Here is a 23,898-nt window from a genome sequence, read left to right on the forward strand (position 1 = left end):
GGCACCGGGCCGTACGGATGTCACATGACGGGGTCGGGCTCCCGCGCCAGGTCGGCGGCGCCGACCATGCCCGCCTTGTTGCCGAGCTGGGCCGCGATCACGTCGGCCACCGGCCGCCAGTTGCCGCCGACCAGCCAGCGCTTGTACGACTTGCGGATCGGGTCGAGGACCAGTTCGCCCTCGTCCGACAGGCCGCCGCCGACGATGAACGCCGACGGGTCGAAGAGCGAGGCCAGGTCGGCCAGGCCCGCGCCGGCCCAGCGGGCCAGCTCGCGGTAGGAGTCGACGGCCACCAGGTCGCCCTGCCGGGCGGCCATGGAGATGTGCTTGCCCTCGATGCCCTCGGGGGTGCCGTCGCCGAGCGACAGCAGGTACTCGGCGCTCTCCGGCGTCGCGTTGGCCCGCTGGCGGGCGTAGCGCACCAGGGCACGGCCGGAGGCGTACTGCTCCCAGCAGCCCTGCGAGCCGCAGCCGCACAGCAGGCCGTCCGGCACCATGCGGATGTGGCCGAACTCGGCGGCCACGCCGAAGTGGCCGCGGCGCAGCTTGTTGCCGATGATGATGCCGCCGCCGAGGCCGGTGCCGAGCGTGATGCAGATGACGTTGCGGTGGCCCTTGCCGGCGCCGAACTTGTACTCGCCCCAGGCCGCCGCGTTCGCGTCGTTCTCCACGACGACGGGCAGGCCGACGCGTCCCTCGACCTTCTCCTTGAGCGGCTCCTGGCGCCAGTCGATGTTCGGCGCGAAGTACACGGTGGAGCGCTGCCGGTTGACGTATCCGGCGGCACCGATGCCGACGCCGACGATCTCGTGTCCGGCCCTGGCACCTTCCACGGCCGAGGCGATCGCGTCCACGATCCCGTCAGGCGTGGAAGGCGTCGGCACCTTGAACGTGGAGAGGATGTTCCCCTCCTCGTCGACCACGCCGGCCGCGATCTTCGTGCCGCCGATATCGACGCCGATGGTGAGTCCCATGAATCCCTCAGTTCGGTCGAGCCCCGCTATGGCCCACCGTACCTGAGCGGCGTTCAGTCCAGGTCGATGTGCTCCCCGCCGGGGCCTTCGTCCTCGGGCTTGCGGGGCTCGGGCGGCCGGGGCTCCTGAGACGCCCTGGTCCAGCGCCCTTCCTGGCCCTCGACCGCGGAGCGGTAGGCGGCGAGCAGCTCGGAACCGGCGGCGGCGAGGTGGTCGAAGACGTCGGCGTTGCGCTCGATGACGGGCTCGACGACATTGCGGACCTGCCGGACCACCTGCCTGGCAGCCTGCTCGGCGGTGCCCTGCGCGACGGAGCCGAGGAAGGGGGCCTGTCCCGCGGAGATCCCCGAGAACTCGGACAGCTTGTCGGCGACCGCGTCGACGAGCTTCTTCAGCTCCTCGGCGGCGGAGCCGGGCGGCGCCCCGTGCTCGGCGCGGCGGCGGGCCTTCTCCTCCGCGAGGTCCTCGGCGCACGCCTTCTCCCACGCGTCGGCGTCTACGGGCTTCTCGGTGGCGTCGCTCATGGCGCTGACTCCTGCGAAGAGCTGAGGGTTTCCTGAACCGGTTGCATCTTCGACGTTACCCGAACGGGTGCAGGGCGTTCACCGTGCTTGCGGCCACAGATCCGGGTCGGGTGCGAACCGTACGCACAGTTCCCCGTCGACCAGGCCGGCGCCGGCGACGGTGCAGCGGCGCGGGGCGGAGGGCAGCGGGACGATGCGGCGGAAGGGGCCCGCCCCGATGACCAGCTCGTCGCCCCGGCGCACCAGGCTCAGCTCCTCGCGCACGGCGCCGGGCAGCGGGATCCGCCAGACCAGCACGCCGTCGTCCGCGAGCCGGTCCTCGACGGGCCAGGTCACCGGGGGCACGGGCGCCGCGGGCGGCGGCACGTCGAGGTCGGCGGCGCGCGCGTCCCGCCCCAGGTGCGCGATGGCGTACGTCTCGTGCTGCCACCCGGCGATCACCTTGCGCTGCCGGGCCGCGGCGTCGGCGAGCCAGGGGTCGGTGGAGCCGTCGGGCAGGAGGCGGTTGGCGAGCACCGCGTCGAGGCGCAGTCCGTGCAGCGCGAGTCCGGCGACGGTGGTGCGCAGGATCTCGGCGGCGGCCTCGGTGGGCTCGGCGACGAGGCGTACGGAGGTGTCGTCGGCGTCGATCACGGCCTGCGCGGCGGCGAGTTCCCCGTCCCAGCGGGTGGCGGCCTCGTACAGCCATTCCGCGGGCATCGGCACCCCGGCCAGCCGGCCGAGGACGGGCCGCAGGGCGCGGGCGGCCTGCCGTTCGGCGGGCAGCAGCCGGCGCAGATAGCGGCGCAGCTGCTCGGGCAGGGCGAGCAGGGAGACGGCGCGCGGGGCGGCCGGGAGGTCGACGACGACCAGGTCGTGGGGTCCGTCGGCGCTGTCCCGCAGGGCGCGCAGCAGGGCCAGTTCCCCGGCGCCGGGCAGCGGGGTGAGTTCGTCGCCGTCGAGCCGGGAGGCGCCGAGGAGGTCGAGGCCGGTGGCGGCCCGCTCCTGGAGCGCGAGCAGGTCGGCACGGAAGTCGTCGGCCGGGGTGAGCCGGGTGACGGTGACGCCGGGGAGGTCGTCCTCGGCGCCCCCGGTGCCCCTGGTGTCTCCACCGATCAATCGGACGCGCGCGCCGTCCCGGGCGGCCCGGAGGGCGGTGGCGGAGGCGACGGCCGTCGTGCCGGAACCGCCGGGGCCGGTGACGAAGAGGGTGCGCATGAGAGTGCAGGGTACCGACGGCCGCCGGGGACCTGTCGGGCGCTACTTGGCGGCGCCCGACTCCACCCACTTCTTCAGCCCGGCCAGCGCGCGGTCCGTGATGACCTTCTCGGCCTTGCGCTTGATCATCCCGAGCAGCGGGATCTTCACGTCGACGGTCAGGGAGTAGGTGACCTCGGTGCCGGTGCCGGCGGGCCGGAGGACGTAGGACCCGTCGAGGGAGCGCAGCATCTGCGACTTCACGAGGGACCACGACACCTCGTCCGGACCGGCCCAGGTGTACTTGAGGACCTGGTCGTCCTTGATGGCGCCGGCGTCCATGACGAGCCGGACCTGCTCGGCGCGGCCGGCGTCGTCGGAGCTGAGGACCTCGGCCTCCTTCACCTCGCCCGTCCAGTCCGGGTAGCGGGCGAAGTCGGCGATCACCTCCATGACGTCGGCCGGTGCCGCCTCGATCGTGATGCTCGAACTGGTGTGTTCCGCCATCGCCGTGGCTCCTCCGGATACCGGTCAGGGGTGGGTGCGCCGCGCTGGGGTGCCTGCGCCCATGCGCGTCGCGAGCAGGCTATCGCGCGCGAGTGGCCGCGCCGTCACCACTCCAGGGCCCAGGGCCTGCCGGAACCCGCGAAATGGCCGACGTTGACGCATTCGGTGGCGCCGATCCGCATCCGCCGGACCAGCGGCTGATGGACGTGGCCGAACAGGGCGTAGCGGGGGCGGGTCCTGCGGATGGCGTCGAGCAGCGCCCGGCTGCCGCGCTCGAACCGCCGCGCGACGGTGTCGTACACGAGGTCGGGCACCTCGGGCGGGATGTGGGTGCACAGCACGTCGACCTCGCCGAGGGCCTCGATCTTGGCGGCGTACTCCTCGTCGTCGATCTCGTACGGGGTCCGCATCGGGGTGCGCAGGCCGCCGCCGACGAAGCCGAAGACCCGGCCGCCGATCTCGACCCGCTGTCCGTCGAGCACGGTCGTGCCCGGTCCCGCGTACTCGCTCCACAGGTGAGGGACGTCGACGTTGCCGTACGTGGCGTACGTCGGGGTGGGGAAGACCGCGAACAGCTCCGCGTACTGCTTGCGCACTGCTTTTTCGATGGCGGGCCTACGGTCGACGCCCGCCCACAGGCGCGCTCCGAACTCCCGTGCCTCGTCGAAACGGCGGGCGGTGCGCAGCTCCACGAGACGCGAGGCGTTCTCCTTTCCGAACAAGTCCGGGAAAATGCCGCGCGAGTGATCCGCGTAGTCGAGGAAGAGCACCAGGTCACCGAGGCAGACGAGCGCGTCCGCCCCGTCGCCGGCCCGTGCGAGGTCGGTGGAGTTTCCGTGCACATCGCTGACTACATGAACGCGCATGCGATCACCCTAGGACGACCGGCCTAAGGTGGGTAGAGCCCGCCGGACCTGCGGTTACTTCCGAGTCGGGAAACTCCTGGACTACTGTGCGCTGAGCACCGCCGTGACGTGTGACGCAGCGAACATCTGGCCTGGACCCCCTACCGAAAAAGCAGTACTGGTGGGTAACGTCCGGGCAGTCCAGTCGTGCTCAGTTCAACCGGATCGACCAGTTCAGGGACTGAGCACCTGCCCGATCTTGGACCGCACCGACGCAGCACACAGAGTCGTGGCGCCGGCGCCCTATGAGGAGCAGCAGTCTTGCGCGAGTTCAGCCTTCCGGCTTTGTACGAGGTCCCTGCCGACGGCAATCTGACCGACATCGTCCGCAGAAACGCCGCGCAGCATCCGGACGTCGCCGTCATCGGCCGCAAGATCGACGGCACCTGGCAGGACGTCACCGCGACCGCCTTCCTCGCCGAGGTCCGCGCCGCGGCCAAGGGTCTGATCGCCTCCGGTGTGCAGGCGGGCGACCGCGTCGGCCTGATGTCCCGTACGCGCTACGAGTGGACGCTGCTCGACTTCGCGATCTGGAGCGCGGGCGCGGTCACCGTCCCGGTCTACGAGACCAGCTCGCCGGAGCAGATCCAGTGGATCCTCGGCGACTCCGGGGCCGTCGGCATCGTCGTCGAGTCGGACGCGCACTCCGCGGCCGTGGACTCCGTGCGCGGCGCGCTGCCGCAGCTCGCGCACGTCTGGCAGATCGACGCGGGCGGGGTCGAGGAGCTGAACCGGTCCGGCGCCGAGGTGCCGGACACGACGGTCGACGAGCGCAGCGCCGTCGCCAAGGCCGACGACCCGGCGACCATCGTCTACACCTCGGGCACCACCGGCCGCCCCAAGGGCTGTGTGCTGACCCACCGCAGCTTCTTCGCGGAGTGCGGCAACGTGGTCGAGCGCCTGAAGCCGCTGTTCCGCACCGGCGAGTGTTCGGTCCTCCTCTTCCTCCCGGTGGCGCACGTCTTCGGCCGGCTGGTCCAGGTGGCCTCGCTGATGGCCCCGATCAAGCTGGGCCACGCCCCGGACATCAAGAACCTCACGGACGAACTCGCCGCGTTCCGCCCCACGCTGATCCTGGGCGTCCCGCGCGTCTTCGAGAAGGTCTACAACTCGGCGCGGGCCAAGGCGCAGGCCGACGGCAAGGGCAAGATCTTCGACAAGGCCGCGGACACGGCGATCGAGTACAGCCGCGCGCTCGACACCCAGAAGGGCCCGTCGCTGGCCCTCAAGCTGAAGTACAAGACGTTCGACAAGCTGGTCTACAGCAAGCTGCGGGCCGTGCTCGGCGGGCGCGGCGAGTACGCGATCTCGGGCGGCGCCCCGCTCGGTGAGCGGCTCGGCCACTTCTTCCGCGGCATCGGCTTCACGGTCCTGGAGGGCTACGGCCTCACCGAGTCCTGCGCGGCCACCGCCTTCAACCCGTGGGACCGGCAGAAGATCGGCACGGTCGGCCAGCCGCTGCCGGGCTCGGTGGTCCGCATCGCCGACGACGGCGAGGTGCTGCTGCACGGCGAGCACCTGTTCACCGGGTACTGGAACAACGAGGGTGCGACGGAGGAGGCGCTGGCCGACGGCTGGTTCCACACCGGTGACATCGGCACCCTCGACGAGGACGGGTACCTGCGGATCACGGGCCGCAAGAAGGAGATCATCGTGACGGCCGGCGGCAAGAACGTCGCCCCCGCCGTCATCGAGGACCGCATCCGCGCGCACGCGCTGGTCGCCGAGTGCATGGTCGTCGGGGACGGGCGGCCGTTCGTCGGCGCGCTGGTCACGATCGACGAGGAGTTCCTCGGCAAGTGGGCCGCCGACCACGGCAAGCCGGACGGTGCGACGGTGGCGTCGCTGCGCGAGGACGCCGATCTGCTGGCCGCGATCCAGTCTGCGGTCGACGACGGGAACGCGGCGGTGTCTAAGGCGGAGTCGGTGCGCAAGTTCCGCATCCTCGGCACCCAGTTCACCGAGGATTCGGGGTACCTGACGCCCTCGCTGAAGCTCAAGCGAAACGTTGTGGCGAAGGACTACGCGGACGAGATCGAGGCCATCTACCGGGGCTGACCGTTCCGCGCGCCCCTGAAGCGAGCGAAGCTCGCCCTCGGGGGCGCGGGGAACTGCGCGAGAAGCGGCCACCGGCCGTCAGCCGACGACGAATCCCCGTTACAGCAGCTCCTTCAGGCGCTCGGCAAGCAGATCCCAGCGCCACTTCTCCTCCACCCAGGCGCGCCCCCGCTCCCCCATCCGGGCCCGCAACTCGGCATCGAGCAACAGCGGCACCACCCGGTCCGCCGCCTCCTCGGGGGAGCCGCCCCGGACCACCCAGCCCGTCTCGCCGTCGAGCACGGCGTCCGGCGCCCCGCCCGAATCCCCGGCGACCACGGGCAGCCCGGTGGCGGAGGCCTCCAGATAGACGATGCCGAGCCCTTCGACGTCCAGGCCCCCGCGCCGCGTCCGGCACGGCATGGCGAACACGTCACCGGCGCCGTAGTGCGCCGGAAGCTCCTCCCACGGCACCGACCCGGTGAACCGCACGGAGTCGGCGACCCCGGTCTCCGCGACGAGCCGCCGCAGCTCCTTCTCGTACGGCCCGCCCCCCACGATCAGCAGCACCGCGTCCGGCACGGCCGCCAGAATCCGCGGCATGGCCAGGATCAGCGTGTCCTGCCCCTTACGCGGCACGAGCCGCGAGACGCAGACCACGACGGGCCGGTCGGCGAGCCCGAGCCGGGCCCGGACCGCGTCCCCGCCCGACGCGGGATGGAAGGTCTTCTCGTCGACGCCGGGCGGCAGTTGAACCATCCGCGCCGCGGCCTCGGGCGTGAGTGCGGCGGCGATCCGGGAGCGCGTGTACTCGCCCAGGTACGTGATGCAGTCCGTCGACTCACCGATCCTGCGCAGCAGTTGACGGGAGGCGGGCAGCTGCGCCCACCCCGCCTCGTGCCCGTGCGTCGTCGCGACGAGCCGCCGCGCGCCCGCCTTGCGCAGCGCGGAACCCATCAGCCCGAGCGGTGCGGCCGCCCCGAACCAGACCGATGTACAGCCGTGCTCCTTCAGCAGGCCCACCGCGCGCCGGGTCACCCGCGGCGTCGGCAGCAGCATCGTCGTACGGTCGCGCACGACGATGAACGGCTGCTCGGCGTCGAACGCCGCGGTCGCCTCCGCGCCCTCCCGGCCGTGCTTCCACGTCGAGGCATACACGACGAGCCGTTCGGGATCGAGCCGCAGCGCCATGTTGTGCAGGAACGCCTGGATACCGCCGGGGCGGGGCGGGAAGTCGTTCGTCACGAGCAGCGTCTTGTGTGTCTGGTGCATCGCCGCAGACAGTACCGAACCGGGCCGTCGGATCGCGCCACGCCGCCGGGTTCCGTGGCCAGGGCACAGTTCTCCCCGGCATGATGAGTCGAATGAAGACGCGAAATCCCACCGCACTCCTGTTCACCTGGGCCCTGACCAGGACCCTGCTCCTGCTCTGCGTCTTCAAGGTCATCGTCGTTCCCGGACCGGACGTGACCAGCGACGTCTCGGTGATCTACCACGGCTGGTTCGACATCCTGCGTACCGGAACGTTCCCTCTGGACGACGTGACGTGGCAGTACCCGCCCGCCGCCGCGGTCGCGATCCTCTCGCCGGCCCTGCTGCCGTTCCTCGAATACGCCTCCGCGTTCTTCCTGCTCGCCTTCCTCGCGGACGCGGTCGTCTTCCTGATGCTGCTCCACATGTCCGGCCGGCAGGAGGCGTCGCGGCGCGGGGTGTGGGTGTGGGTCGCCGGTCTGCCGCTGCTCGGACAGACCGTCTACGCGCGCTACGACGTGATGGTCACCGCCGTCGCGGTCGCCGCGGTGCTCGCCGCCGCCCGGCATCCGAAGGCCGCGGGGGTGCTGGCCGCGATCGGCGCGCTGCTGAAGGTGTGGCCGGTGCTGATCCTGCTCGGCACCCGGCGCGGCCGGGCCACTCGGGAGTCGTGGGGCGCCGCCGCACTGACGGTGGGCGGGCTCGTCCTGGCCTTCGTCGTCGCGATGCCGGGCGCCATGGCCTTCCTGACCTTCCAGCGGGACCGGGGCACCGAGGTCGAGTCGCTGGGCTCGCTCGTCTTCCACGTGGCGCGGCAGTTCGGCTGGTCGGGGACGGTGCAGCTGAACTACGGCTCGGTGGAGTTCCTCGGCCCGTACGTGGACCTGGTGAGCATGCTCGCCCAGGTGCTGACCGCGCTCGCCTTCGGCTGGCTGCTGCTGTGGCGGCTCAGGGCGCGCGCCTGGGGACCGGCCACGCTCGCCGACGCGGCGCTCACGGCGGTGCTGCTGTTCACGACCACCAGCCGGGTCATCAGTCCGCAGTACATGCTGTGGCTCGTCGGGCTCGCGGCGGTCTGTCTGCTGTTCCGCGAGAGCCGGATGACGCTGCCGGTGTGGCTGGTGCTCGCGGCCACGTTCGTCACCTTCCTGGAGTTCCCGATCTGGTTCTCGCACGTGGTCGCGAGCGACGCGCTCGGGCTGACCCTGCTGCTCGTCCGCAACGGCCTGCTGGTCGTGGCGTCCCTGTCGGCCTGCCGCCGCCTGTGGCGGGCGACGGTGACCGAACCGCGCCGCGCCGAGCGGCGGCAGCTCCCCGCTCAGGCCGCCCGCGAGAACTCGGTGATCGGCTCCTGAGCGGCGGCCCGCCGGGCCAGGAACAGCAGGGCCGCGCACTGCACGGCCATGGCGGCCCCGAGCGCGGCGCACACCCCGGGCAGTCCCCACAGCTCTGACAGCCAGAAGGCGCACGGGAGTTGCAGGGCGGTCCCGAGCACGGTCACCCGCAGCACCCGGCCCGCTCCCCCGCTGCCCTCGAAGACGCCGCCCAGCGCGATGAAGCCGGCCATCAGCACCAGGTACGGGCCCACGCAGCGCAGGAACAGGGCGGCCTCCGCGGTGACCGCGTCCGGCGCCCCGAACGCCCGCGGCAGCCACGGCGCGAGCACGAGGAAGAGCCCGGCCGCGGTGAGCCCCGCCGTCCCCGCGACCAGGACCGCCTGCCGCCCGACGGCGCCGCGCTCGTCGTGGCCCGCGCCCCGGCGGTGGGCGGTGTGGATGGAGGCGGCCTGACGCACCGCGTAGGCGGCCATCGTCGCGATGTAGAGGATCTTGTAGGCGACGGCGTACGCGGCCACCGACGTCACCCCGAGCCGCGCCACGACCGCGATCAGCGCGAGTGCGCCCGCCTGTCGCACGGTGAAGTCGGCGGACATGGGCAGGCCGGTGCGCAGGGTGCGCCGCACGGAGGCCGCCGCCCGCTCCCCGGCGGCCACGGTGCGCGCCACGCAGAGCACCGCGTCGCGCCGCATCACCACCACCCCCACGGCCAGCGCGACCAGCCGGGCCGCCACCGTGGAGACGGCGGCGCCCACGACCCCGTACGCGTGGATGAGCAGCGGGTCCAGGACGAGGATCAGGCCGTTCGCGAGCAGGGCGAGCCGCATCGGGGTGCGGGTGTCGCCCGCGCCCTTGAGGATCCCGTCGACGAGCTGCTGCGCGAAGAAGACGGCCATGCCGGGCAGGGAGACCGCAAAGTACGACGTGGCGAGCCGCAGCGCGCCCTGCTCGTCCCCGCCGCCCAGCACGAGCCGCGCCAGGTCCGACCGGAACAGCCAGCCACCGGCCACGACGGCCGGGACGAGGAGCGCGCACAGCCCGGCCCCGCCGCGCACCGCGGCCCGCACCGCGCCCGGGTCCTCGGCGCCCCGGGCGTGCGCGACCAGCACCGTCGTGCCGGAACCGAAGACGAGGGCCACGCCCAGCAGCACGTTCTCCACGTTCGTGGCGACGGCGACGGCCGCGACGGCGTCGCCGCCGAGCCGGGCGACCCACACGGTGTTGATGATCCCTGCCGCCACGGAGGCGAGCAGGGAGAAGTAGACGGGCCGTGCCAGCCCGATGAGCCTCCTGCGGTGTTCGGCTTCCGTCATTCCCGCCCCGGTTCCCATCCCAGCCCCAATGCCTCGATTCGAGGTACCTATTACCTCGAAAAGAGGTAGCATGAGCGCCGAGCCATTCACAAACCCCGACGGAGGCCGCGTGCTGGAGCTGCCGATTCTCGGCTTCCTCTGTGAACGGCCGCTGCACGGCTATGAGTTGAAGGAGCGCATCACGGCGCTCAGCGGCCATGTCCGCCCGGTCAGCGACGGCGCGCTCTACCCGGCGATCACCCGGCTCGTGGCGGCGGGCCTGCTCGACGAGCACACGGCACCGGGCACGCGGGCGGCCCGGCGGCGCGTGCTCACGCTCACCGGCGCGGGCCGCGCGCACCTCCTCGACCGCCTCCGCCGGCCGAGGGACACCGAGATCAGCGACCACACCCGCTTCAACACGCTCCTGGCGTTCCTGCGCCATCTGCCCGACCCCGCCGAGCAGGCCGCGGTCCTGCGCCGCCGCCTGGAGTTCCTGGAGACCCCCACGAGCTTCTTCTACGACACGGAGGGCCGGCCGGTGCGCGCGGAGGAGCCCGACGACCTGTTCCGGCGCGGCATGCTGGAGGTGGCGCGCGCGACGGGCCGGGCCGAGCGGGCCTGGCTGCGCGAAGCCCTCACCGCACTCGACGGGTGACGGCTCAGCCCAGCTGATCGCGCACGTAGGCCCGCCAGCGCGCCTCGAACTCCCGCTCGTCGATGCCGAGCACGCTCTGCAGGGCGCCGTCGACGGCCCCGGCCCGCTGCTGGTGTCCGCCGACCGCCTTGTAGAAGGCGTTGAGCTTCCCCTCGCCCCAGTCGTCGGCGATCATCCGGCAGGCCAGCCAGCCGGACTCGTAGGCCTGCGCGAGGTCGGCGGAGTCGCCGCTGAAGCCGAAGTCGGCGTCGTCCGGGAGGGAGCCGGGCGCCGAACCGCCGCGCACCGCACGCTGCAGCTCGGGCGCGGCCTGGGCCGGAGTGCGGCCGCTGCCGCGGTACCCCGCCCAGTCCGCGTACCCCTCCGACAGCCACAGCGGGGTCGCCGCCGAGGTGTGCGCCCGCGTCGCCACGTGCGTCGTCTCGTGGGTGAGCACGACCTGCTTGCCGAAGTACCCGAGCACGCTGTACGCCTCGGGGTTGATGATCACCCGGTCCGCGGGCGCGGTGCGCGAGCCGCCCGCCTCCCCCGTCGTGACGGCCGCGATGCCCTGGTAGCCGGAGGCCGGCGCGCCCAGCAACTCGCCCATGCCGTCCAGCGACTTGGGGACGACGACGATCACGCGCCGCGCCCAGTCGGTGCCCCACGCGCTGTCCACGGCGGGCACCGCGTCATCGGCGTCGTCGGCGTAGGACCGCAGCGCGGAGCGGCGCTGGCCCACGCCGAGGACCAGGCTGTGCTCGCCCTTCACCGCCGTCACCCGGCCCTGGTCCCACAGCTGGTCGGCCGACTTCTTCGCGGGCCGGTCGTCGGTGACGTACCAGTGCCCGGTCCGCAGGCGGAGCGTGAGCGTGCGCTCGGTGACGACGGGGGCCTTGTCGTAGCCCTCGACGCGGTAGCGCAGCTCGGCCGTGGCGGTGGCGCGGGCGTGCTCGGTGCGGCCGAGCCGGGTGAGCCGGTAGCTCCAGCCGTCGAGCGGAACCTCCGCGAGGTCGGACAGGAGCGTGGGGTCGGCGTCGCCGGTGGCCCGGTACGCCGTCGTGTCCCCGGCGACGACGGCGGCGGCCCGGCGGTCGAGGACGTGCTGCACGGCGGTCGAGCGGGCGTCCGACGGCGCCCCGTCCCCACCGCCGCACGCGGACACGGCGGCGAGCAGGGCGCCGAGCGCCACGAAGGAGCCCGCCCTGCTCATCGCACGCCGACGACCAGCCATCTTGCCGATCGTACGGCGGACCGGACCCGGGGCGCCTACGGCCGGGTCACGGATGAGACGGGCATCATGCCGACCGGGTCGTAGCGGACCGCGGCGCCCGGGTAGGGCGCGTGGATCACCTGCCCGTTGCCCGCGTAGATGCCGACGTGGCTGGCGTCGTCCCGGTAGGTGACCAGATCGCCGGGGCGGGCCTGCGACAGGGACACCTGCTGCCCCGCGTACCGCTGCTCCTGCGAGGTGCGCGGCAGGCCGACGCCCGCCTGCGCGTACGACCACTGGGTCAGGCCCGAGCAGTCGAAGCCGGAGGGCCCGCTGGCGCCCCAGACGTAGGGCTTGCCGAGCGCGGACTGCGCGGCGGCGAGGGCCGCGGCGGCGCGTGCCGAGGAGGCCGGGCCCGCGCCCGCCAGATCGGGGCGGGCGCCGCCGCGCGAGGCCCGATCGAACGCGGCCCGGTCGGGGCCCGTCATGGAGTTGAGCAGCCGCCGCGCCTTGGCCAGCTTCTTCTCGACGGTGTGCTTGTGCCGGGCGACGGCCTTGCGGCTCTGCTCCAGCTCGGAGAGCTGCTGCCGGGCCTCGGCCCGCTGCTGCGCCAACTGTCGCTGGGCCCCCTGCAGTTCCGCCAGGTCGTCGGCCTGGCGGGCGCTGATCCGGTCCATCGTGCCGGCCCGGTCGAGATAGCCCTCCGGGTCGGAGGAGAGCATCAGGACGAGCGAGGGGTCCATGCCGCCGGAGCGGTACTGGGCACCGGCCACCATCCCGAGCGCCTGCCGCATCGCGTTGATCCGGTCCTGCCCGCGGGCCACCTCGTCCTGGGTCCTGGCGAGTTCCTTGCGGAGCCGGTCGGCGCGCTCGTCCGCCTTGTTGAAGGACTCGGTGGCCTGCTCCGCCTGCTCGTAGAGGCGGTCCACCTCCGCCTTCGTGTCGGCGGGCCGGTCCTGCGGCGCGGCGCCCGCGGGAGCGGCACCGAGCGCGGCGACGGCCCCCGCCGCGGCCACGGTCAGCACGGTGACGCGCGTACCGAGGTCGAACCCTGACTGCCGAGAGTGCGCTGTACGGCGATGGGACCCCACGGGCGGCAGCTCTCCCTTCCGCTGACGGTCCCCCAGGCTTCAGCTCGGGGGAAGTGCGGGCCGACAGTAGCCGCGCAACCACCCCCTCACCAAAGACCCTTCACGGGGCGCACACACCGGCGCCCCGCCTCTGACGCAGGTCATGGGCGGGGCGCGGGGTCAGCGAAAGGTGTCGGGATTCGCCCGAACGGGCGCGTTTTCCGATCTCCTCAGGCCGTTGGTACGAGGATCAGATGCGGACGCCGAACTGGAACGAACCGATGGTGCTCATCGACTCGTAGCGGACGACGGCACCCGGGTGCGGGGCGTGCAGCACCTGGCCGTTGCCGGCGTACAGGCCGACGTGCGCGAGGTTGTTGAAGAACACGAGGTCACCGGGCTTGAGCTGGCTCATGCCTATCTTGGTGCCGTCGTTCTGCTGCGTGTACGTGGTCCGGGTGATGCCGACGCCGGCCTGGTTGTACGCGAACTGGGTCAGGCCCGAGCAGTCGTAGGAGTTCGGGCCGGTGCCGCCGGAGACGTACGGCTTGCCGAGCTGGGTGGCGGCGGCGCTCAGGGCGGCGGCGCCGTACTTGGAGGCGGCCGCCTCGTTGCCGAGGTCCACGCGGCTGGCGGAGGAGCGGCTGGCGCGCGTCTCGGCGTCGGCCATCTGCTGGCGCTCGGCGGCGGTCAGGGAGTTGAGCAGCTTCTGCGCCTCGCTCAGCTTGCCCTGGACTTCCTTCTTCTTCTTGCCGAGCTCGGTGCGGGTGTCGGCGAGGTCCTTGAGCTTCTCGCTGGCCTCGGCGCGCTCCTGGGCGAGGGTGCGCTGCTTCGCCTGGACCTTCTTCAGCGACTCCAGCTGCTGGGCGGAGAGCGCGTCGAGGGTGGACGCCTTGTCGAGGTAGTCGTCCGGGTCGGCGGAGAGGAAGAGCTGGACCGATGAGTCGATGCCGCCGGAGCGGTACTGCTCGCTGGCCATCGTGCCGATGCCGGTGCGCAGTTCGTTGAGCTCGTCCTGCTCGCGGGCGACCTTGTCCTGAAGCTGGTCGATCTCCTTCTCCAGCTTCTTCTGCTTCTCCTTGGCCCCGTTGTAGAGGTCGGTGGCCTTACCCGCCTCTTCGTAGAGCTTGTCGACCTTGGCCTTGACCTCGCTCTTGTCGGGCTTGGGGGCGGCACTGGCCGCCTGCGACGTAAGGGCCACGGCAGCGGCGGCGGTCGCGGTGAGCACGGTCACGCGGGTGCGGCTCGGCTGCTTGGGTCGACGGTGGGACGCCACGAAGGCGAGCTCCTTCTTCCTCCAGCCGCCCAAAGAACACCCGATGGGCGGTGCCCCTCCACCGTCACTCACCTCATGTGAGTGATCAACCGAGCGGAGGTTCGAGGCTCGACCCTAGTGACCTTCTTGTGATCAGTTCAAATCCTGTCGGGAAAAATCTCGGTCACCCACTGCATTCTTTGCACTCAACTCACATGCAGTGATGTCGCTTTGACGCTACGTTGCGTGAAGGTTTCGCCAATTCGGGCAAGCGGAACGGAAGTTGCAGTTCCGCCGAATGCGGACATCAGCCCCGGGAGAGGCGCTTCAGCAGCATGACGGACGCAACCGGACGCGCACCGGCCTTCGCCACCCCGTCGGCGACCTCGCGGTCCGTCGAGACGACGATCACCGGCCGGCCGGGCGGCTCGGCGCGCACCAGCTGCCGGATCAACTCGTCGGCGGTGACACCCGCCTTGGAGAACAGCACCCGGACCCCGCGCGGCGGCGCGAGCAGCACCGGCGCGGCCAGCTCCGCCCCGTCGAAGACACAGGTCACCTCGGCGCCGGTCTGCGCGGCCAGCTGCGAGAGCGAGCCGAGCAGCCGCAGCCGCTGCTTCTCCAGCGGCATCGTCGGATAGCCGGTCTTGGTGACGTTGTAGCCGTCGACCACGAGATGGGCCTGCGGCAGCGCCAGCAACTGGTCGAGGATGGCCGGGTCGTGCTCGTGCAGCGCGCGCGCCGCGATGTCCTTGGGGGTCATCTTCCCCGGCTCCACGGCGTCCACGGAGTCGGCGGGCCGTGCCGACACGGGCGGCAGCGCCAGCTCCCGGCGCAGCCCCTGGGCCGCGTCGAGCACGGTGTCCAGGAGCAGCCGTACGCGCATGTCCTCGACGCTGCGCCCTTCGCGGGCCGCGCGCCGGGAGGCCTCCAGGGCCGCCTCGACCTCGCCCAGCCGGCCCTTCAGCCGCCGCGTCTCGCTCTCCGCGGCCGACACCTGCGCCTGCGCCTCGGCCCGTGCCGCGTCGATCTCACCGCGCGCCTTGCGCACCGCGGCCTCACCGCGCTTGACGTCGCTCTGCGCGGAGCGCAGCTTGCGGTGCACGGCGTCGATCTCGCGCCGGGACGCGTCCAGCTCGGCGCGCAACCGTTCCGTCTCGGCCCTGGTCTGGGTCTGCGCCTCGGCCAGCTCGGCGCGCAGCCGCTCCAGCTCGGCGCGGGTCTCCTCGTCGGCGCGCTCGGCGTCGGCGCGCTGCGCCTCCTCGCCGGCGGCGGCCACGAGCTTCACCCAGCCGGTGGGCCGCAGCACGTACGCGGCGGCGGCGACGTCGAGCGGGTCGGCGGCGGGCGGCGGCGACCCGGACTCCAGGGCGCCCGCCAGCTCGGGCTGCGCCTCACGGAACCGCTCGGCGATCCGCTGCCGGAAGATCGTGTCGCCCTCCACCGCGGCGGCCATGGCGTTGCCGGCGAACTTGGCCCGCCGCGTGGGGGTGAAACGGGCATACTGCCGCAATTGCGCAGGGAGTTCGCCGACGGTCAGCCCGCCGAAGCCGTCGGAGACGATCTGCACGACCCGACGCCGTACGCCTTCGGGCAGCGGCCGGTCGAGCACCTCGGCGGCGGCCTGCTCAGGGTCTTTGGCCTCCCCGCCCGTGCTCTGCACCATCCGTCACCCCAACTGTCTTGAGTGCACCGGCTCCTTCAGGAGTCGGTGCCCGGCCTGTCGACGATCTCCACCTGGTCCACCGCGTTGCACCAGCGACAGCGGACCGACTCGATGGTCTCACTGACCACCTCGCGTTCCTCGACCTTCGGCTCACCGGCCAGGTCGAGATGGACGTACTCGACGACCTTCGAGGAGCGCGTCACGTCGAACCGCGTCAGGTTGCCGCACAGCGTGCAGCGCCAGCGGGTGGTGGCGGTCGGCAGGGGAACCGTCATCTCAGAGCATCTCTTCCTCGCGCGTGCACGGCGTGGTGCGTGGTGCTTGCTGTATTGCCCGTAACCCTACGGCCTGCCGTACGCCGCCCGCTCCCCGCCTTGCGTCATGCTCTTCCCATGATCGGCGACGGGCGCGACGCGACCGGAAAATTCGGAAAAGTGACCGCATTCCTCAGAGGGCATCCGGCCCCGGTCACGTACGGGATCATCGCGCTGTGCTGTGCGGTCTTCGTGATCTCTCCCGCCTCGGGCTTCAATCCCACCTACGGCACAGGTGCCCGGCTGCTCACGGAACAGACCGCCTACTTCGATCGCTGGGGCGTGGTCCCCTCCGAACTCTTCGCAGGATCGGCGCGGGCCGCCCTCACTCCCCTCACCGCTCTGTTCGTGCACGGCAGCTGGCTGCACCTGCTGGGCAACATGCTCTTCCTCTACGTCTTCGGCGCGATGGCCGAGGAGCGCATGGGCCGCGTCCAGTACGCGCTCTTCTACCTGATCACCGGGTATCTGGCGCTGTTCGCGTACGCGGTCGCCCACGCCGACTCCGACCAGAGCCTGGTCGGCGCCTCGGGGGCCATCTCGGCGGTCCTCGGCGCCTTCCTGTACCTGTTCCCCGGAGCGCGGGTGACGAGCCTGTTCCCGTTCCTTCTCTTCCTGCCCCTGCGCTTTCCGGCCTGGGTGGTGCTGCCGTTCTGGGTGGCGCTGCAGTGGGCGGCCGCGGGCCAGGACACCCAGGGGCCCGCGGTCGCCTATCTGGCGCACCTCGTCGGCTTCTCCCTCGGGTTCCTCTACGCGTGGGTGCGGTACAGGGGCCGGGCTAAGGTTGAGCCGACCCATGCCACGGCCACCGAGGGAGACAGCCAGCCGTGATCACCGCGATCGTGCTCATCAAGACCAGCGTGGACCGGATCCCCGAGATCGCCGAGTCGATCGCGGCTCTGGACAGCGTCAGCGAGGTCTTCTCCGTCACCGGCACCTACGACCTGATCGCCATGGTCCGCGTCGCCCGCCACGACGACCTCGCGGATGTCATCCCCGGCCGGATCAGCAAGATCCAGGGCGTCGAGGCGACGGACACGCACGTCGCGTTCCGCACCTACTCCCAGCACGACCTCGAGGCCGCCTTCTCGATCGGCCTGGACGGCTAGGAGCGCCCCGCCAGGGGCGCGGGGAACTGCGCGAGCAACCACAGAAAAGCCGCAGACGCACTGCCCACGAACCAGGCAGACGCGACTGCGGCTTTCATGACTGGCCGAGCCTCACGACGCCGGAACACACCGCCCCTGCTCGGTGCGGTAGCTCCACGCGGCGCCGTTGCGGACCAGCTCGGTGACGGCCGCGACGAACCGGTCGACGTGCTCGTCGGGCGTACCGGCGCCGAAGCTGACCCGGATCGCGTTCAGCGACTTCTCCCCGGGCGCCGCCTCGGGCGACCCGCACTCGCCCTGCGTCTGCGGGTCGGAGCCGAGCAGCGTACGCACCAGCGGGTGGGCGCAGAACAGGCCGTCGCGGACCCCGATCCCGTACTCGGCGGAGAGCGCGGCGGCGAAGTGGGAGGAGTTCCAGCCCTCCACCACGAAGGAGATGACGCCGACGCGCGGGGCGTCGTCCCCGAACAGGGACAGCACCTTCACCTCGGGCACGGCGGCGAGCCCGTCGCGCACCTTGCCGATCAGGTACTGCTCCCGCGCGACGAGGCTGTCGAACCCGGCCTCGGTCAGCGCCTTGCAGGCGGAGGCGATGGAGTACACGCCGATGACGTTCGGCGAACCCGCCTCGTGCCGGGCCGCGCTCTCGTGCCACTCGACGTCCACGCCGCCGTCCGCGCGCCGGGCGACCTTGCGGGAGGCGCCGCCGCCGGCGAGGTAGGGCTCGGCCTCGGTCAGCCAGTCGGAGCGGCCGGCGAGCACGCCGGAGCCGAACGGCGCGTACAGCTTGTGTCCGGAGAAGGCGATCCAGTCGACGTCCAGTTCCTGCACGGAGACGGGGTGGTGGGGCGCGAGCTGGGCGGCGTCGAGCACGATGCGGGCACCGTGCGCGTGAGCGGCCGCCGCCAGTTCGCGCACCGGCCAGAGCTCACCGGTGACGTTGGAGGCACCGGTGACGCAGACGAGGGCGGGGCCGTACGGATCGCGGTCGGCGAGGGCACGCTCCAGGGTGGCGACGGCCTCGTCGGGGGTGCGCGGCGCGTTGAGGTAGGTGACCTGCGCGTCGCGCCACGGCAGCAGCGAGGCGTGGTGCTCGGTCTCGAAGACGAAGACCTGGCAGTCGGCGGGGAGCGCGGCGGCGAGCAGGTTGAGCGAGTCGGTCGTCGACCGGGTGAAGACGACCTGGTCGCCGTCGCGGCAGTCCAGGAACTCGGCGACCGTCCGGCGGGAGTTCTCGAAGAGGTCGGTGGAGAGCTGGGAGAGGTACCCGGCGCCGCGGTGCACGCTGCCGTAGTACGGGGCGTACGCGGCGACGTCGTCCCACACCCGCTGCAGGGCCGGCGCGCTGGCGGCGTAGTCGAGGGCCGCGTAGGTCACCTCGCCACCGGTGACGAGCGGCACGGTGACGTCCCGGCCGAGCACGGGAAGCGGGGCCGCGATGTCGGTGGGGGCCGGGGTACAGGCAGCGGCGGCGACGGAAACAGACATGGGTGAACTCCCTGGCGCGGTAAGCGAATTGACCATGCCGAAGCCACGGCTGAGCGCTACGGAACAGGGCTCGACGGCATGGAAAGAAAAGTGGAACGGGTACGCAGAGGCGGGGCCGAAACGCCCTATCGCATTCGCTTGCTCACGAGACTGCTCCCTTGAGGACCAGGACCCCAGGGTGTGCAGGGGTCCGCGCTTGCCATAGACCTCGCTGCCTACGGCCTGGTCTTCACCCAGGGCACCCCGCCACGGACGGAGGGTTGCCGGACAGCGGGCTGGGGCCTCGATCGCTGTCACTCATGACCTTGTAGAGGATCCTGCCACACGTATCCGGAATGGCAAGGGCGCAGTCCATCTCCTGAGACAGGAAGGACTGCGCCCTGCGTCACACTCAGCGGTTGCTGGCGACGACCCACCGCTCCAGGGTGGCCTTCGCGGCGCCGGAGTCGATCGACTCGGCGGCCCGCTCCATACCGGCCCTGATCTGCTCGACGAGCGTGCCGCCACCGGGGCGTACGGCGACGAGCGCGGCGGCGGAGTTCAGCAGCACGGCGTCCCGCACCGGGCCCCGCTCCCCGTCGAGGATCCGCCGGGCGACCTCGGCGTTGAAGGACGGGTCGCCGCCGCGCAGCGCCTCGATGCCGACCGGCTCGATACCGACGTCACGCGGGTCGAAGACCTCCTCGCGGACGGCTCCGTCGCGCACGACCCAGACCCGGGAGGTCCCGGTGATGGTCAGCTCGTCGAGCCCGTCGTCACCGCGGAAGACCAGGGAGGAGTTGCCGCGCTCGGCGAAGACCCCGGCGACCACCGGGGCCATCCGCGGATCGGCGACCCCGACGGCCTGCGCGCTCACCCGGGCCGGGTTGGTCAGCGGGCCGAGCAGGTTGAACACCGTACGGATGCCGATCTGGCCGCGGGCCGCGCCCGCGTACCGCAGCGCCGGGTGGAACTTGACCGCGAAGCAGAAGGTGATGCCCGCTTCTTCGGCCACCTGGGGGACGCGGGCCGGCGTCAGGTCCAGGTTGACGCCCAGCTTCTCCAGGACGTCCGAGGAGCCGGAGGCGGACGAGGCCGCCCGGTTGCCGTGCTTGACGACCTTGGTCCCCGCGCCGGCGATCACGATGGCGGACATGGTGGAGATGTTGACGGTCTTCGCGCCGTCGCCGCCCGTCCCGACGATGTCGACGGTCTCGCCGGGCACCTCGATGGTGTTGGCGTGCTCGTACATGGCGCGGACCAGACCGGTGATCTCCTCGACGGTCTCGCCCTTGGCGCGCAGCGCGACCACGAAGGCGGCGATCTGCGCGTCGGTCGCCTCGCCGCTCATGATGCGGTCCATCGCCCAGGCGGTGTCGTCGGCGCTCTGGTCGCGCCCGTCGAGGAGTCCGTTCAGCACACTGGGCCAGGAACGGCCCGCCGCGGTGTCGCCTCCAGCGGGGGTCAAAGCGCTCATGGCCGCTCCTGTGGTGTTGTCCGTACGAGGATGGGGAACGGCACCCACCTTATCGAGCGGCGGAGACGGCAAAGAGCCCCCGTCCAGTGCCTGGACGAGGGCTCTTGCCGTGGCGATCAGCGTCGGAGGTGGAACCTCAGAGATCAGTGGTGGCCGTGGCCGCTGGTGATCTCCTTGTACTCCTCGGCGGTGGGCTTGGGGATCTGGTTGTGCTCCCCGTAGTAGCCCTTCGACAGCTTGGCGCGCAGCTTCTGCGCACGCGACACCTTGCGCTCCACACCGTTCTCGTCGACCGTCGGGCCGATCTCGGCGGGCTTGTACTGCTCGTGCGCGGTGAGCGTGTGCAGGGCCTCCGCGTCGAGCGGCTCGTGGACCTCGATGAACTCACCGTGCGGCAGGCGCTTGATGATGCCGGACTCGCGTCCGTGCAGCACCTTGTCCTTGTCGCGGCGCTGGAGACCGAGGCAGATCCGCTTGGTGACGATGAAGACCAGGACCGGCATCACGAAGAAGCTGATGCGGACGAACCAGGTGATCGCGTTGATCGACAGGTGGAAGTGCGTGGCCCAGAGGTCGTTGCCACCACCGATCATCAGCACGAAGTACCAGGAGATCCACGCGGCACCGAAGGCGGTGCGCGTCGGCGCGTTGCGCGGGCGGTCCAGGATGTGGTGCTCGCGCTTGTCGCCGGTGACCCAGGACTCGATGAACGGGTAGACCGCGATCGCGACCAGGACCAGCGGGAAGATCACCAGCGGGATGAACACGCCCAGGACGAGCGTGTGACCCCAGAGGTTGATCTCCCAGCCCGGCATGACACGGATCAGGCCTTCGGAGAAGCCCATGTACCAGTCGGGCTGGGCGCCGGTGGAGACCTGGTCCGGACGGTACGGGCCGATGGCCCAGATCGGGTTGATCGAGGCGATCGCCGCGACCACCGCGATGACACCGAAGACCAGGAAGAAGAAGCCACCCGCCTTGGCCATGTAGACCGGGAGCAGCGGCATGCCGACGACGTTCTTCTCGGTCTTTCCGGCACCCGCGAACTGCGTGTGCTTGTGGTAGAAGACCAGGATCAGGTGGGCCACCATCAGGCCGAGCATGATGCCCGGCAGCAGCAGGATGTGGACCGAGTAGAACCGCGCGACGAAGTCGCCGCCCGGGAACTCACCGCCGAAGAGGAAGAACGACAGGTACGTGCCGACGATCGGCACGGACAGGACCGCGCCCTCCATGAAGCGGACACCGGTGCCGGACAGCAGGTCGTCGGGGAGCGAGTAACCGGTGAAGCCGGTGAACATGCCCAGGACGAACAGCAGGAAGCCGAACAGCCAGTTGACCTCACGCGGCTTGCGGAACGCACCCGTGAAGAACACGCGCATCATGTGCACGAACATGCCGGCGAGGAAGATCAGCGCGGCCCAGTGGTGGATCTGCCGGATCAGCAGACCACCACGCACATCGAAGGAGATGTGCATGGTCGAGTTGAACGCCTCGGACATCAGCTGACCCTGCAGCGGGATGTAGCTGCCGTGGTACTCCACCTCGTTCATCGACGGGTGGAAGAACAGCGTCAGGTACACACCCGTGAGGATGATGATGATGAAGCTGTACATGCAGATCTCGCCGAGCATGAAGGACCAGTGGTCCGGAAAGATCTTGCGCATGTTGGACTTGGCCAGGGAGTAGATCCCGAGGCGTCCGTCCGCCCAGTCGGCGACACGCTCACCGGCCGGTGCCTTCTCGCGAGAAGGCGCGTCGTTCGTGGTTGCAGTACTCATCCGCGCTCCCAGAAGGCAGGACCGACGGGCTCCGCGAAGTCGCCCTGCGCCACGAGGTAACCCTCATCGTCAGCGGCGATGCGCAGCTGCGGAAGGGCGTGACCGGCGGGGCCGAAGATGACCCGGGCACCGTCGGAGAGGTCGAAGGTGGACTGGTGGCAGGGGCAGAGCACGTGGTGCGTCTGCTGCTCGTACAGGGAGATCGGGCAGCCGACGTGGGTGCAGATCTTCGAGTACGCGACCACACCTTCGTGCGACCACTCGAGCTCCTGCTTGTCCTTGATGTTCTCCGGCTGGATACGGACCAGCATCAGAGCCGCCTTGGCGATCTCCTTCTGGAACTCCTCGTCGTGCTCCTCCAGGCCCTCGGGCTTGGCGAAGGTGAGCGAGCCGACCGCGATGTCCGAAGCGCGCAGCGGCTCGTTCGTGTTCATGTTGACGAGCTTCAGGCCCTTCTTCCAGGCCGTGGTGCGGAGCTTCTTCTCGGGGAGCGGGCCGAGGTCGCGCAGCAGGACGACGCCGGAGAGCGGCACCAGGGCCAGCGCGCCGAACATCGTGTTGCGGATCAGCTTGCGCCGGCCGAACTGCGACTCCCGCGCACCGTCCGCGAAGTCGGCCAGAACCTGGGCCTTGACCTCGGGCTCGGCCTCGATCGGGTGACGCTCGGAGGCGATCTCGACGTCCGACATCAGGGTGCGGGCCCAGTGGACCGCGCCCGCGCCGATGCAGAACAGCGCCACGCCCAGGGTCGTGCCCAGGGCGAAGTTGAGGGCGCTGATGTGCCCCATCGGGAAGATGTAGACGATCTTGTGGGCGCTGATGGTCACGTACGACGCGATGAAGCCGATGGTGGCCAGCATCGAGATCGTGAACAGCATCGCCACGACGCGCTCGGACCGCCGGGCGGCCCGCTCGTCGATGTCCTGGATCCGGTGCTCGTGCGGGGGCAGGCCCGGGTCGGCGAAGGGGTTGTCCTTCGCCGGCTCGACGGAACCGTGCGCTGCCTCTTCGGCGCCCCGCTCGTCCGGCAGGTTCTCTTCTGGAATGTCTTGGCTACTCATGACTTCTTGGCCTTTGCGGTCCGAGCGGCAACCCAGATGGCTACGGCGATCAGGGCGCCGAGACCGAAGATCCAGGCGAACAGACCCTCACTGACCGGGCCGAGCCCGCCCAGCTTGAGACCACCGGGGCTCTCGGACTTGTCGCCGTTGACCGCGTCGAGGTACGCGATGATGTCCTTCTTGTTCTGCTTGGTCATCGTCGTGTCCGGGAAGGACGGCATGTTCTGCGGGCCGGTCTGCATGGCCTCGTAGATGTGCTTCGGGCTGACGCCCTCCAGGCTCGGCGCGAACTTGCCGTGCGTCAGCGCGCCACCTTCACCGGTGAAGTTGTGGCACTGGGCACAGTTCGTGCGGAACAGTTCGCCGCCCTTGGCGACGTCCGCCCCGCTCGGGTCGTAGTCCTCCCTGGTCGGCGCGACCGGGCCGGCGCCGAGGGAGGAGATGTACGCGGCGAGCTGGTCGATCTCGGCCTGCGAGTAGATGACCTTCTTGCTGGGGACCTGGGCCCCCGGCTGCTGGGCCGGCATACGGCCGGTGCCGACCTGGAAGTCGACGGCGGCGGAGCCGACGCCCACGAGGCTCGGCCCGTCGGACGTGCCCTGACCGCCGGTTCCGTGGCAGCTGGCGCAGCCCACGGAGTAGAGCTTCTTGCCCTCGTCGATGGCGAGGGACTGGGCGGTTTCATCGGCCTGCGCCTTGTCCGCGGGCGCGAACGCGGCGTACAGCCCCCCGGTGGCCGCCAGCGCGAGGAGTAGGACGACGACCGCCGCCAGCGGATGGCGTCGTCGTGCGGAGAGCTTTTTCACGGATTACCCCGGTGTCAGGATCTTCTGCGTCGGTGCTGC

Annotated in this window: 22 protein-coding genes and 1 riboswitch; of the genes, 5 read left to right on the forward strand and 17 right to left on the reverse strand. The window is 71.1% G+C overall.

Annotated elements, in window-relative coordinates:
- Window positions 1–20 precede the first annotated feature (20 nt).
- The 5 genes from ABT127_RS01285 to ABT127_RS01305 all read right to left on the reverse strand — a co-directional run bounded on the left by ABT127_RS01285 (window position 21) and on the right by ABT127_RS01305 (window position 4,047).
- Window positions 21–974 carry an ROK family glucokinase gene (locus tag ABT127_RS01285; RefSeq protein WP_351443781.1) on the reverse strand — a complete coding sequence of 318 codons (954 nt, stop codon included), beginning with the start codon at window positions 972–974 and terminating at the stop codon, window positions 21–23.
- Window positions 975–1,027: 53 nt separating this feature from the next.
- Entirely contained in the window at window positions 1,028–1,498 is a 471-nt protein-coding gene (locus tag ABT127_RS01290) for a DUF5304 domain-containing protein (RefSeq protein WP_351443782.1), read from the reverse strand.
- Window positions 1,499–1,576: 78 nt separating this feature from the next.
- On the reverse strand, window positions 1,577–2,695 hold the full coding sequence (locus ABT127_RS01295) for an ArsA family ATPase (protein WP_351443783.1): 1,119 nt from the start codon (window positions 2,693–2,695) through the stop codon (window positions 1,577–1,579).
- Between the two features lie 42 nt (window positions 2,696–2,737).
- Window positions 2,738–3,181: an SRPBCC family protein gene (locus ABT127_RS01300; RefSeq protein ID WP_351443784.1), complete on the reverse strand. Its 444-nt coding sequence runs from the start codon at window positions 3,179–3,181 to the stop codon at window positions 2,738–2,740.
- Between the two features lie 104 nt (window positions 3,182–3,285).
- Complete coding sequence (locus ABT127_RS01305; protein WP_351443785.1) at window positions 3,286–4,047, reverse strand: metallophosphoesterase family protein; 762 nt, start codon at window positions 4,045–4,047, stop codon at window positions 3,286–3,288.
- Between the two features lie 300 nt (window positions 4,048–4,347).
- On the opposite strand from ABT127_RS01305, the gene ABT127_RS01310 reads away from it, so the two are divergent.
- Window positions 4,348–6,144, forward strand: coding sequence for an AMP-dependent synthetase/ligase (locus ABT127_RS01310; RefSeq protein WP_351443786.1), 1,797 nt, complete (start codon window positions 4,348–4,350; stop codon window positions 6,142–6,144).
- Window positions 6,145–6,243: 99 nt separating this feature from the next.
- Here the strand turns inward: ABT127_RS01310 and ABT127_RS01315 are convergent, their stop codons facing one another.
- Entirely contained in the window at window positions 6,244–7,395 is a 1,152-nt protein-coding gene (locus ABT127_RS01315) for a glycosyltransferase family 4 protein (protein ID WP_351443787.1), read from the reverse strand.
- A 92-nt stretch (window positions 7,396–7,487) separates the two neighbouring features.
- Between ABT127_RS01315 and ABT127_RS01320 the strand changes: the two genes are divergently transcribed.
- Complete coding sequence (locus ABT127_RS01320) at window positions 7,488–8,729, forward strand: glycosyltransferase 87 family protein (protein WP_351443788.1); 1,242 nt, start codon at window positions 7,488–7,490, stop codon at window positions 8,727–8,729.
- Here ABT127_RS01320 and ABT127_RS01325 read toward each other — a convergent pair.
- Window positions 8,693–10,024, reverse strand: coding sequence for an MATE family efflux transporter (locus ABT127_RS01325; RefSeq protein WP_351443789.1), 1,332 nt, complete (start codon window positions 10,022–10,024; stop codon window positions 8,693–8,695). The two genes, ABT127_RS01320 and ABT127_RS01325, sit on opposite strands and share 37 nt — an antisense overlap.
- A 109-nt stretch (window positions 10,025–10,133) precedes the next feature.
- On the opposite strand from ABT127_RS01325, the gene ABT127_RS01330 reads away from it, so the two are divergent.
- Window positions 10,134–10,661 carry a PadR family transcriptional regulator gene (locus tag ABT127_RS01330; RefSeq protein WP_351444048.1) on the forward strand — a complete coding sequence of 176 codons (528 nt, stop codon included), beginning with the start codon at window positions 10,134–10,136 and terminating at the stop codon, window positions 10,659–10,661.
- Window positions 10,662–10,665: 4 nt separating this feature from the next.
- On the opposite strand, the gene ABT127_RS01335 is transcribed toward ABT127_RS01330, so the two are convergent.
- From ABT127_RS01335 to ABT127_RS01355, 5 genes are all read right to left on the reverse strand, one after another.
- The gene (locus ABT127_RS01335; RefSeq protein WP_351443790.1) at window positions 10,666–11,874 is read right to left on the reverse strand and encodes a gluzincin family metallopeptidase; all 1,209 of its coding nucleotides are present in this window, start codon (window positions 11,872–11,874) and stop codon (window positions 10,666–10,668) included.
- Window positions 11,875–11,909: 35 nt separating this feature from the next.
- The gene (locus tag ABT127_RS01340; RefSeq protein ID WP_351443791.1) at window positions 11,910–12,944 is read right to left on the reverse strand and encodes a C40 family peptidase; all 1,035 of its coding nucleotides are present in this window, start codon (window positions 12,942–12,944) and stop codon (window positions 11,910–11,912) included.
- 229 nt (window positions 12,945–13,173) lie between these two features.
- The gene (locus ABT127_RS01345; protein WP_351443792.1) at window positions 13,174–14,199 is read right to left on the reverse strand and encodes a C40 family peptidase; all 1,026 of its coding nucleotides are present in this window, start codon (window positions 14,197–14,199) and stop codon (window positions 13,174–13,176) included.
- A 286-nt stretch (window positions 14,200–14,485) separates the two neighbouring features.
- Window positions 14,486–15,844 (reverse strand): NYN domain-containing protein, encoded by a 1,359-nt coding sequence (locus ABT127_RS01350; RefSeq protein ID WP_351443793.1) that lies wholly within the window; start codon window positions 15,842–15,844, stop codon window positions 14,486–14,488.
- Between the two features lie 35 nt (window positions 15,845–15,879).
- Entirely contained in the window at window positions 15,880–16,119 is a 240-nt protein-coding gene (locus tag ABT127_RS01355) for a hypothetical protein (protein WP_351443795.1), read from the reverse strand.
- A 117-nt stretch (window positions 16,120–16,236) separates the two neighbouring features.
- On the opposite strand from ABT127_RS01355, the gene ABT127_RS01360 reads away from it, so the two are divergent.
- Together ABT127_RS01360 and ABT127_RS01365 are read left to right on the forward strand one after the other, a co-directional pair.
- Entirely contained in the window at window positions 16,237–16,989 is a 753-nt protein-coding gene (locus ABT127_RS01360) for a rhomboid family intramembrane serine protease (RefSeq protein WP_502971606.1), read from the forward strand.
- Window positions 16,986–17,267: an Lrp/AsnC family transcriptional regulator gene (locus tag ABT127_RS01365; protein ID WP_351443798.1), complete on the forward strand. Its 282-nt coding sequence runs from the start codon at window positions 16,986–16,988 to the stop codon at window positions 17,265–17,267. Before ABT127_RS01360 ends, ABT127_RS01365 begins: the two co-directional genes overlap by 4 nt.
- Before the next feature lie 111 nt (window positions 17,268–17,378).
- On the opposite strand, the gene ABT127_RS01370 is transcribed toward ABT127_RS01365, so the two are convergent.
- The 5 genes from ABT127_RS01370 to qcrC all read right to left on the reverse strand — a co-directional run bounded on the left by ABT127_RS01370 (window position 17,379) and on the right by qcrC (window position 23,859).
- Window positions 17,379–18,755: an aminotransferase class V-fold PLP-dependent enzyme gene (locus ABT127_RS01370; RefSeq protein WP_351443799.1), complete on the reverse strand. Its 1,377-nt coding sequence runs from the start codon at window positions 18,753–18,755 to the stop codon at window positions 17,379–17,381.
- Window positions 18,756–18,942: 187 nt separating this feature from the next.
- Window positions 18,943–19,060, reverse strand: a riboswitch (SAM riboswitch).
- Window positions 19,061–19,146: 86 nt separating this feature from the next.
- The gene (trpD, locus tag ABT127_RS01375) at window positions 19,147–20,211 is read right to left on the reverse strand and encodes an anthranilate phosphoribosyltransferase (protein ID WP_351443800.1); all 1,065 of its coding nucleotides are present in this window, start codon (window positions 20,209–20,211) and stop codon (window positions 19,147–19,149) included.
- A gap of 143 nt (window positions 20,212–20,354) precedes the next feature.
- Window positions 20,355–21,992 (reverse strand): cytochrome bc1 complex cytochrome b subunit, encoded by a 1,638-nt coding sequence (gene qcrB, locus ABT127_RS01380; protein WP_351443801.1) that lies wholly within the window; start codon window positions 21,990–21,992, stop codon window positions 20,355–20,357.
- Complete coding sequence (gene qcrA, locus ABT127_RS01385) at window positions 21,989–23,053, reverse strand: cytochrome bc1 complex Rieske iron-sulfur subunit (protein WP_351443802.1); 1,065 nt, start codon at window positions 23,051–23,053, stop codon at window positions 21,989–21,991. The genes qcrB and qcrA overlap by 4 nt, the downstream gene beginning before the upstream one ends.
- On the reverse strand, window positions 23,050–23,859 hold the full coding sequence (gene qcrC / locus ABT127_RS01390) for a cytochrome bc1 complex diheme cytochrome c subunit (protein WP_351443803.1): 810 nt from the start codon (window positions 23,857–23,859) through the stop codon (window positions 23,050–23,052). The genes qcrA and qcrC overlap by 4 nt, the downstream gene beginning before the upstream one ends.
- Between the last annotated feature and the right edge of the window lie 39 nt (window positions 23,860–23,898).

It is taken from the genome of Streptomyces sp. NPDC001904, assembly GCF_040297005.1.
Lineage (GTDB): Bacteria > Actinomycetota > Actinomycetes > Streptomycetales > Streptomycetaceae > Streptomyces.

Bases quoted from the DNA above. Each gene is read 5' to 3' on its own strand.
- ABT127_RS01290 (WP_351443782.1), bottom strand. From the start codon at position 1,498: ATGAGCGACGCCACCGAGAAGCCCGTAGACGCCGACGCGTGGGAGAAG.
- qcrB (WP_351443801.1), bottom strand. From the start codon at position 21,992: ATGAGTACTGCAACCACGAACGACGCGCCTTCTCGCGAGAAGGCACCG.
- ABT127_RS01335 (WP_351443790.1), bottom strand. From the start codon at position 11,874: ATGGCTGGTCGTCGGCGTGCGATGAGCAGGGCGGGCTCCTTCGTGGCG.
- ABT127_RS01305 (WP_351443785.1), bottom strand. From the start codon at position 4,047: ATGCGCGTTCATGTAGTCAGCGATGTGCACGGAAACTCCACCGACCTC.
- qcrA (WP_351443802.1), bottom strand. From the start codon at position 23,053: ATGAGTAGCCAAGACATTCCAGAAGAGAACCTGCCGGACGAGCGGGGC.
- ABT127_RS01320 (WP_351443788.1), top strand. From the start codon at position 7,488: ATGAAGACGCGAAATCCCACCGCACTCCTGTTCACCTGGGCCCTGACC.
- ABT127_RS01350 (WP_351443793.1), bottom strand. From the start codon at position 15,844: ATGGTGCAGAGCACGGGCGGGGAGGCCAAAGACCCTGAGCAGGCCGCC.
- ABT127_RS01325 (WP_351443789.1), bottom strand. From the start codon at position 10,024: ATGACGGAAGCCGAACACCGCAGGAGGCTCATCGGGCTGGCACGGCCC.
- ABT127_RS01360 (WP_502971606.1), top strand. From the start codon at position 16,237: ATGATCGGCGACGGGCGCGACGCGACCGGAAAATTCGGAAAAGTGACC.
- ABT127_RS01285 (WP_351443781.1), bottom strand. From the start codon at position 974: ATGGGACTCACCATCGGCGTCGATATCGGCGGCACGAAGATCGCGGCC.
- trpD (WP_351443800.1), bottom strand. From the start codon at position 20,211: ATGAGCGCTTTGACCCCCGCTGGAGGCGACACCGCGGCGGGCCGTTCC.
- ABT127_RS01315 (WP_351443787.1), bottom strand. From the start codon at position 7,395: ATGCACCAGACACACAAGACGCTGCTCGTGACGAACGACTTCCCGCCC.
- ABT127_RS01355 (WP_351443795.1), bottom strand. From the start codon at position 16,119: ATGACGGTTCCCCTGCCGACCGCCACCACCCGCTGGCGCTGCACGCTG.
- ABT127_RS01295 (WP_351443783.1), bottom strand. From the start codon at position 2,695: ATGCGCACCCTCTTCGTCACCGGCCCCGGCGGTTCCGGCACGACGGCC.
- ABT127_RS01370 (WP_351443799.1), bottom strand. From the start codon at position 18,755: ATGTCTGTTTCCGTCGCCGCCGCTGCCTGTACCCCGGCCCCCACCGAC.
- ABT127_RS01300 (WP_351443784.1), bottom strand. From the start codon at position 3,181: ATGGCGGAACACACCAGTTCGAGCATCACGATCGAGGCGGCACCGGCC.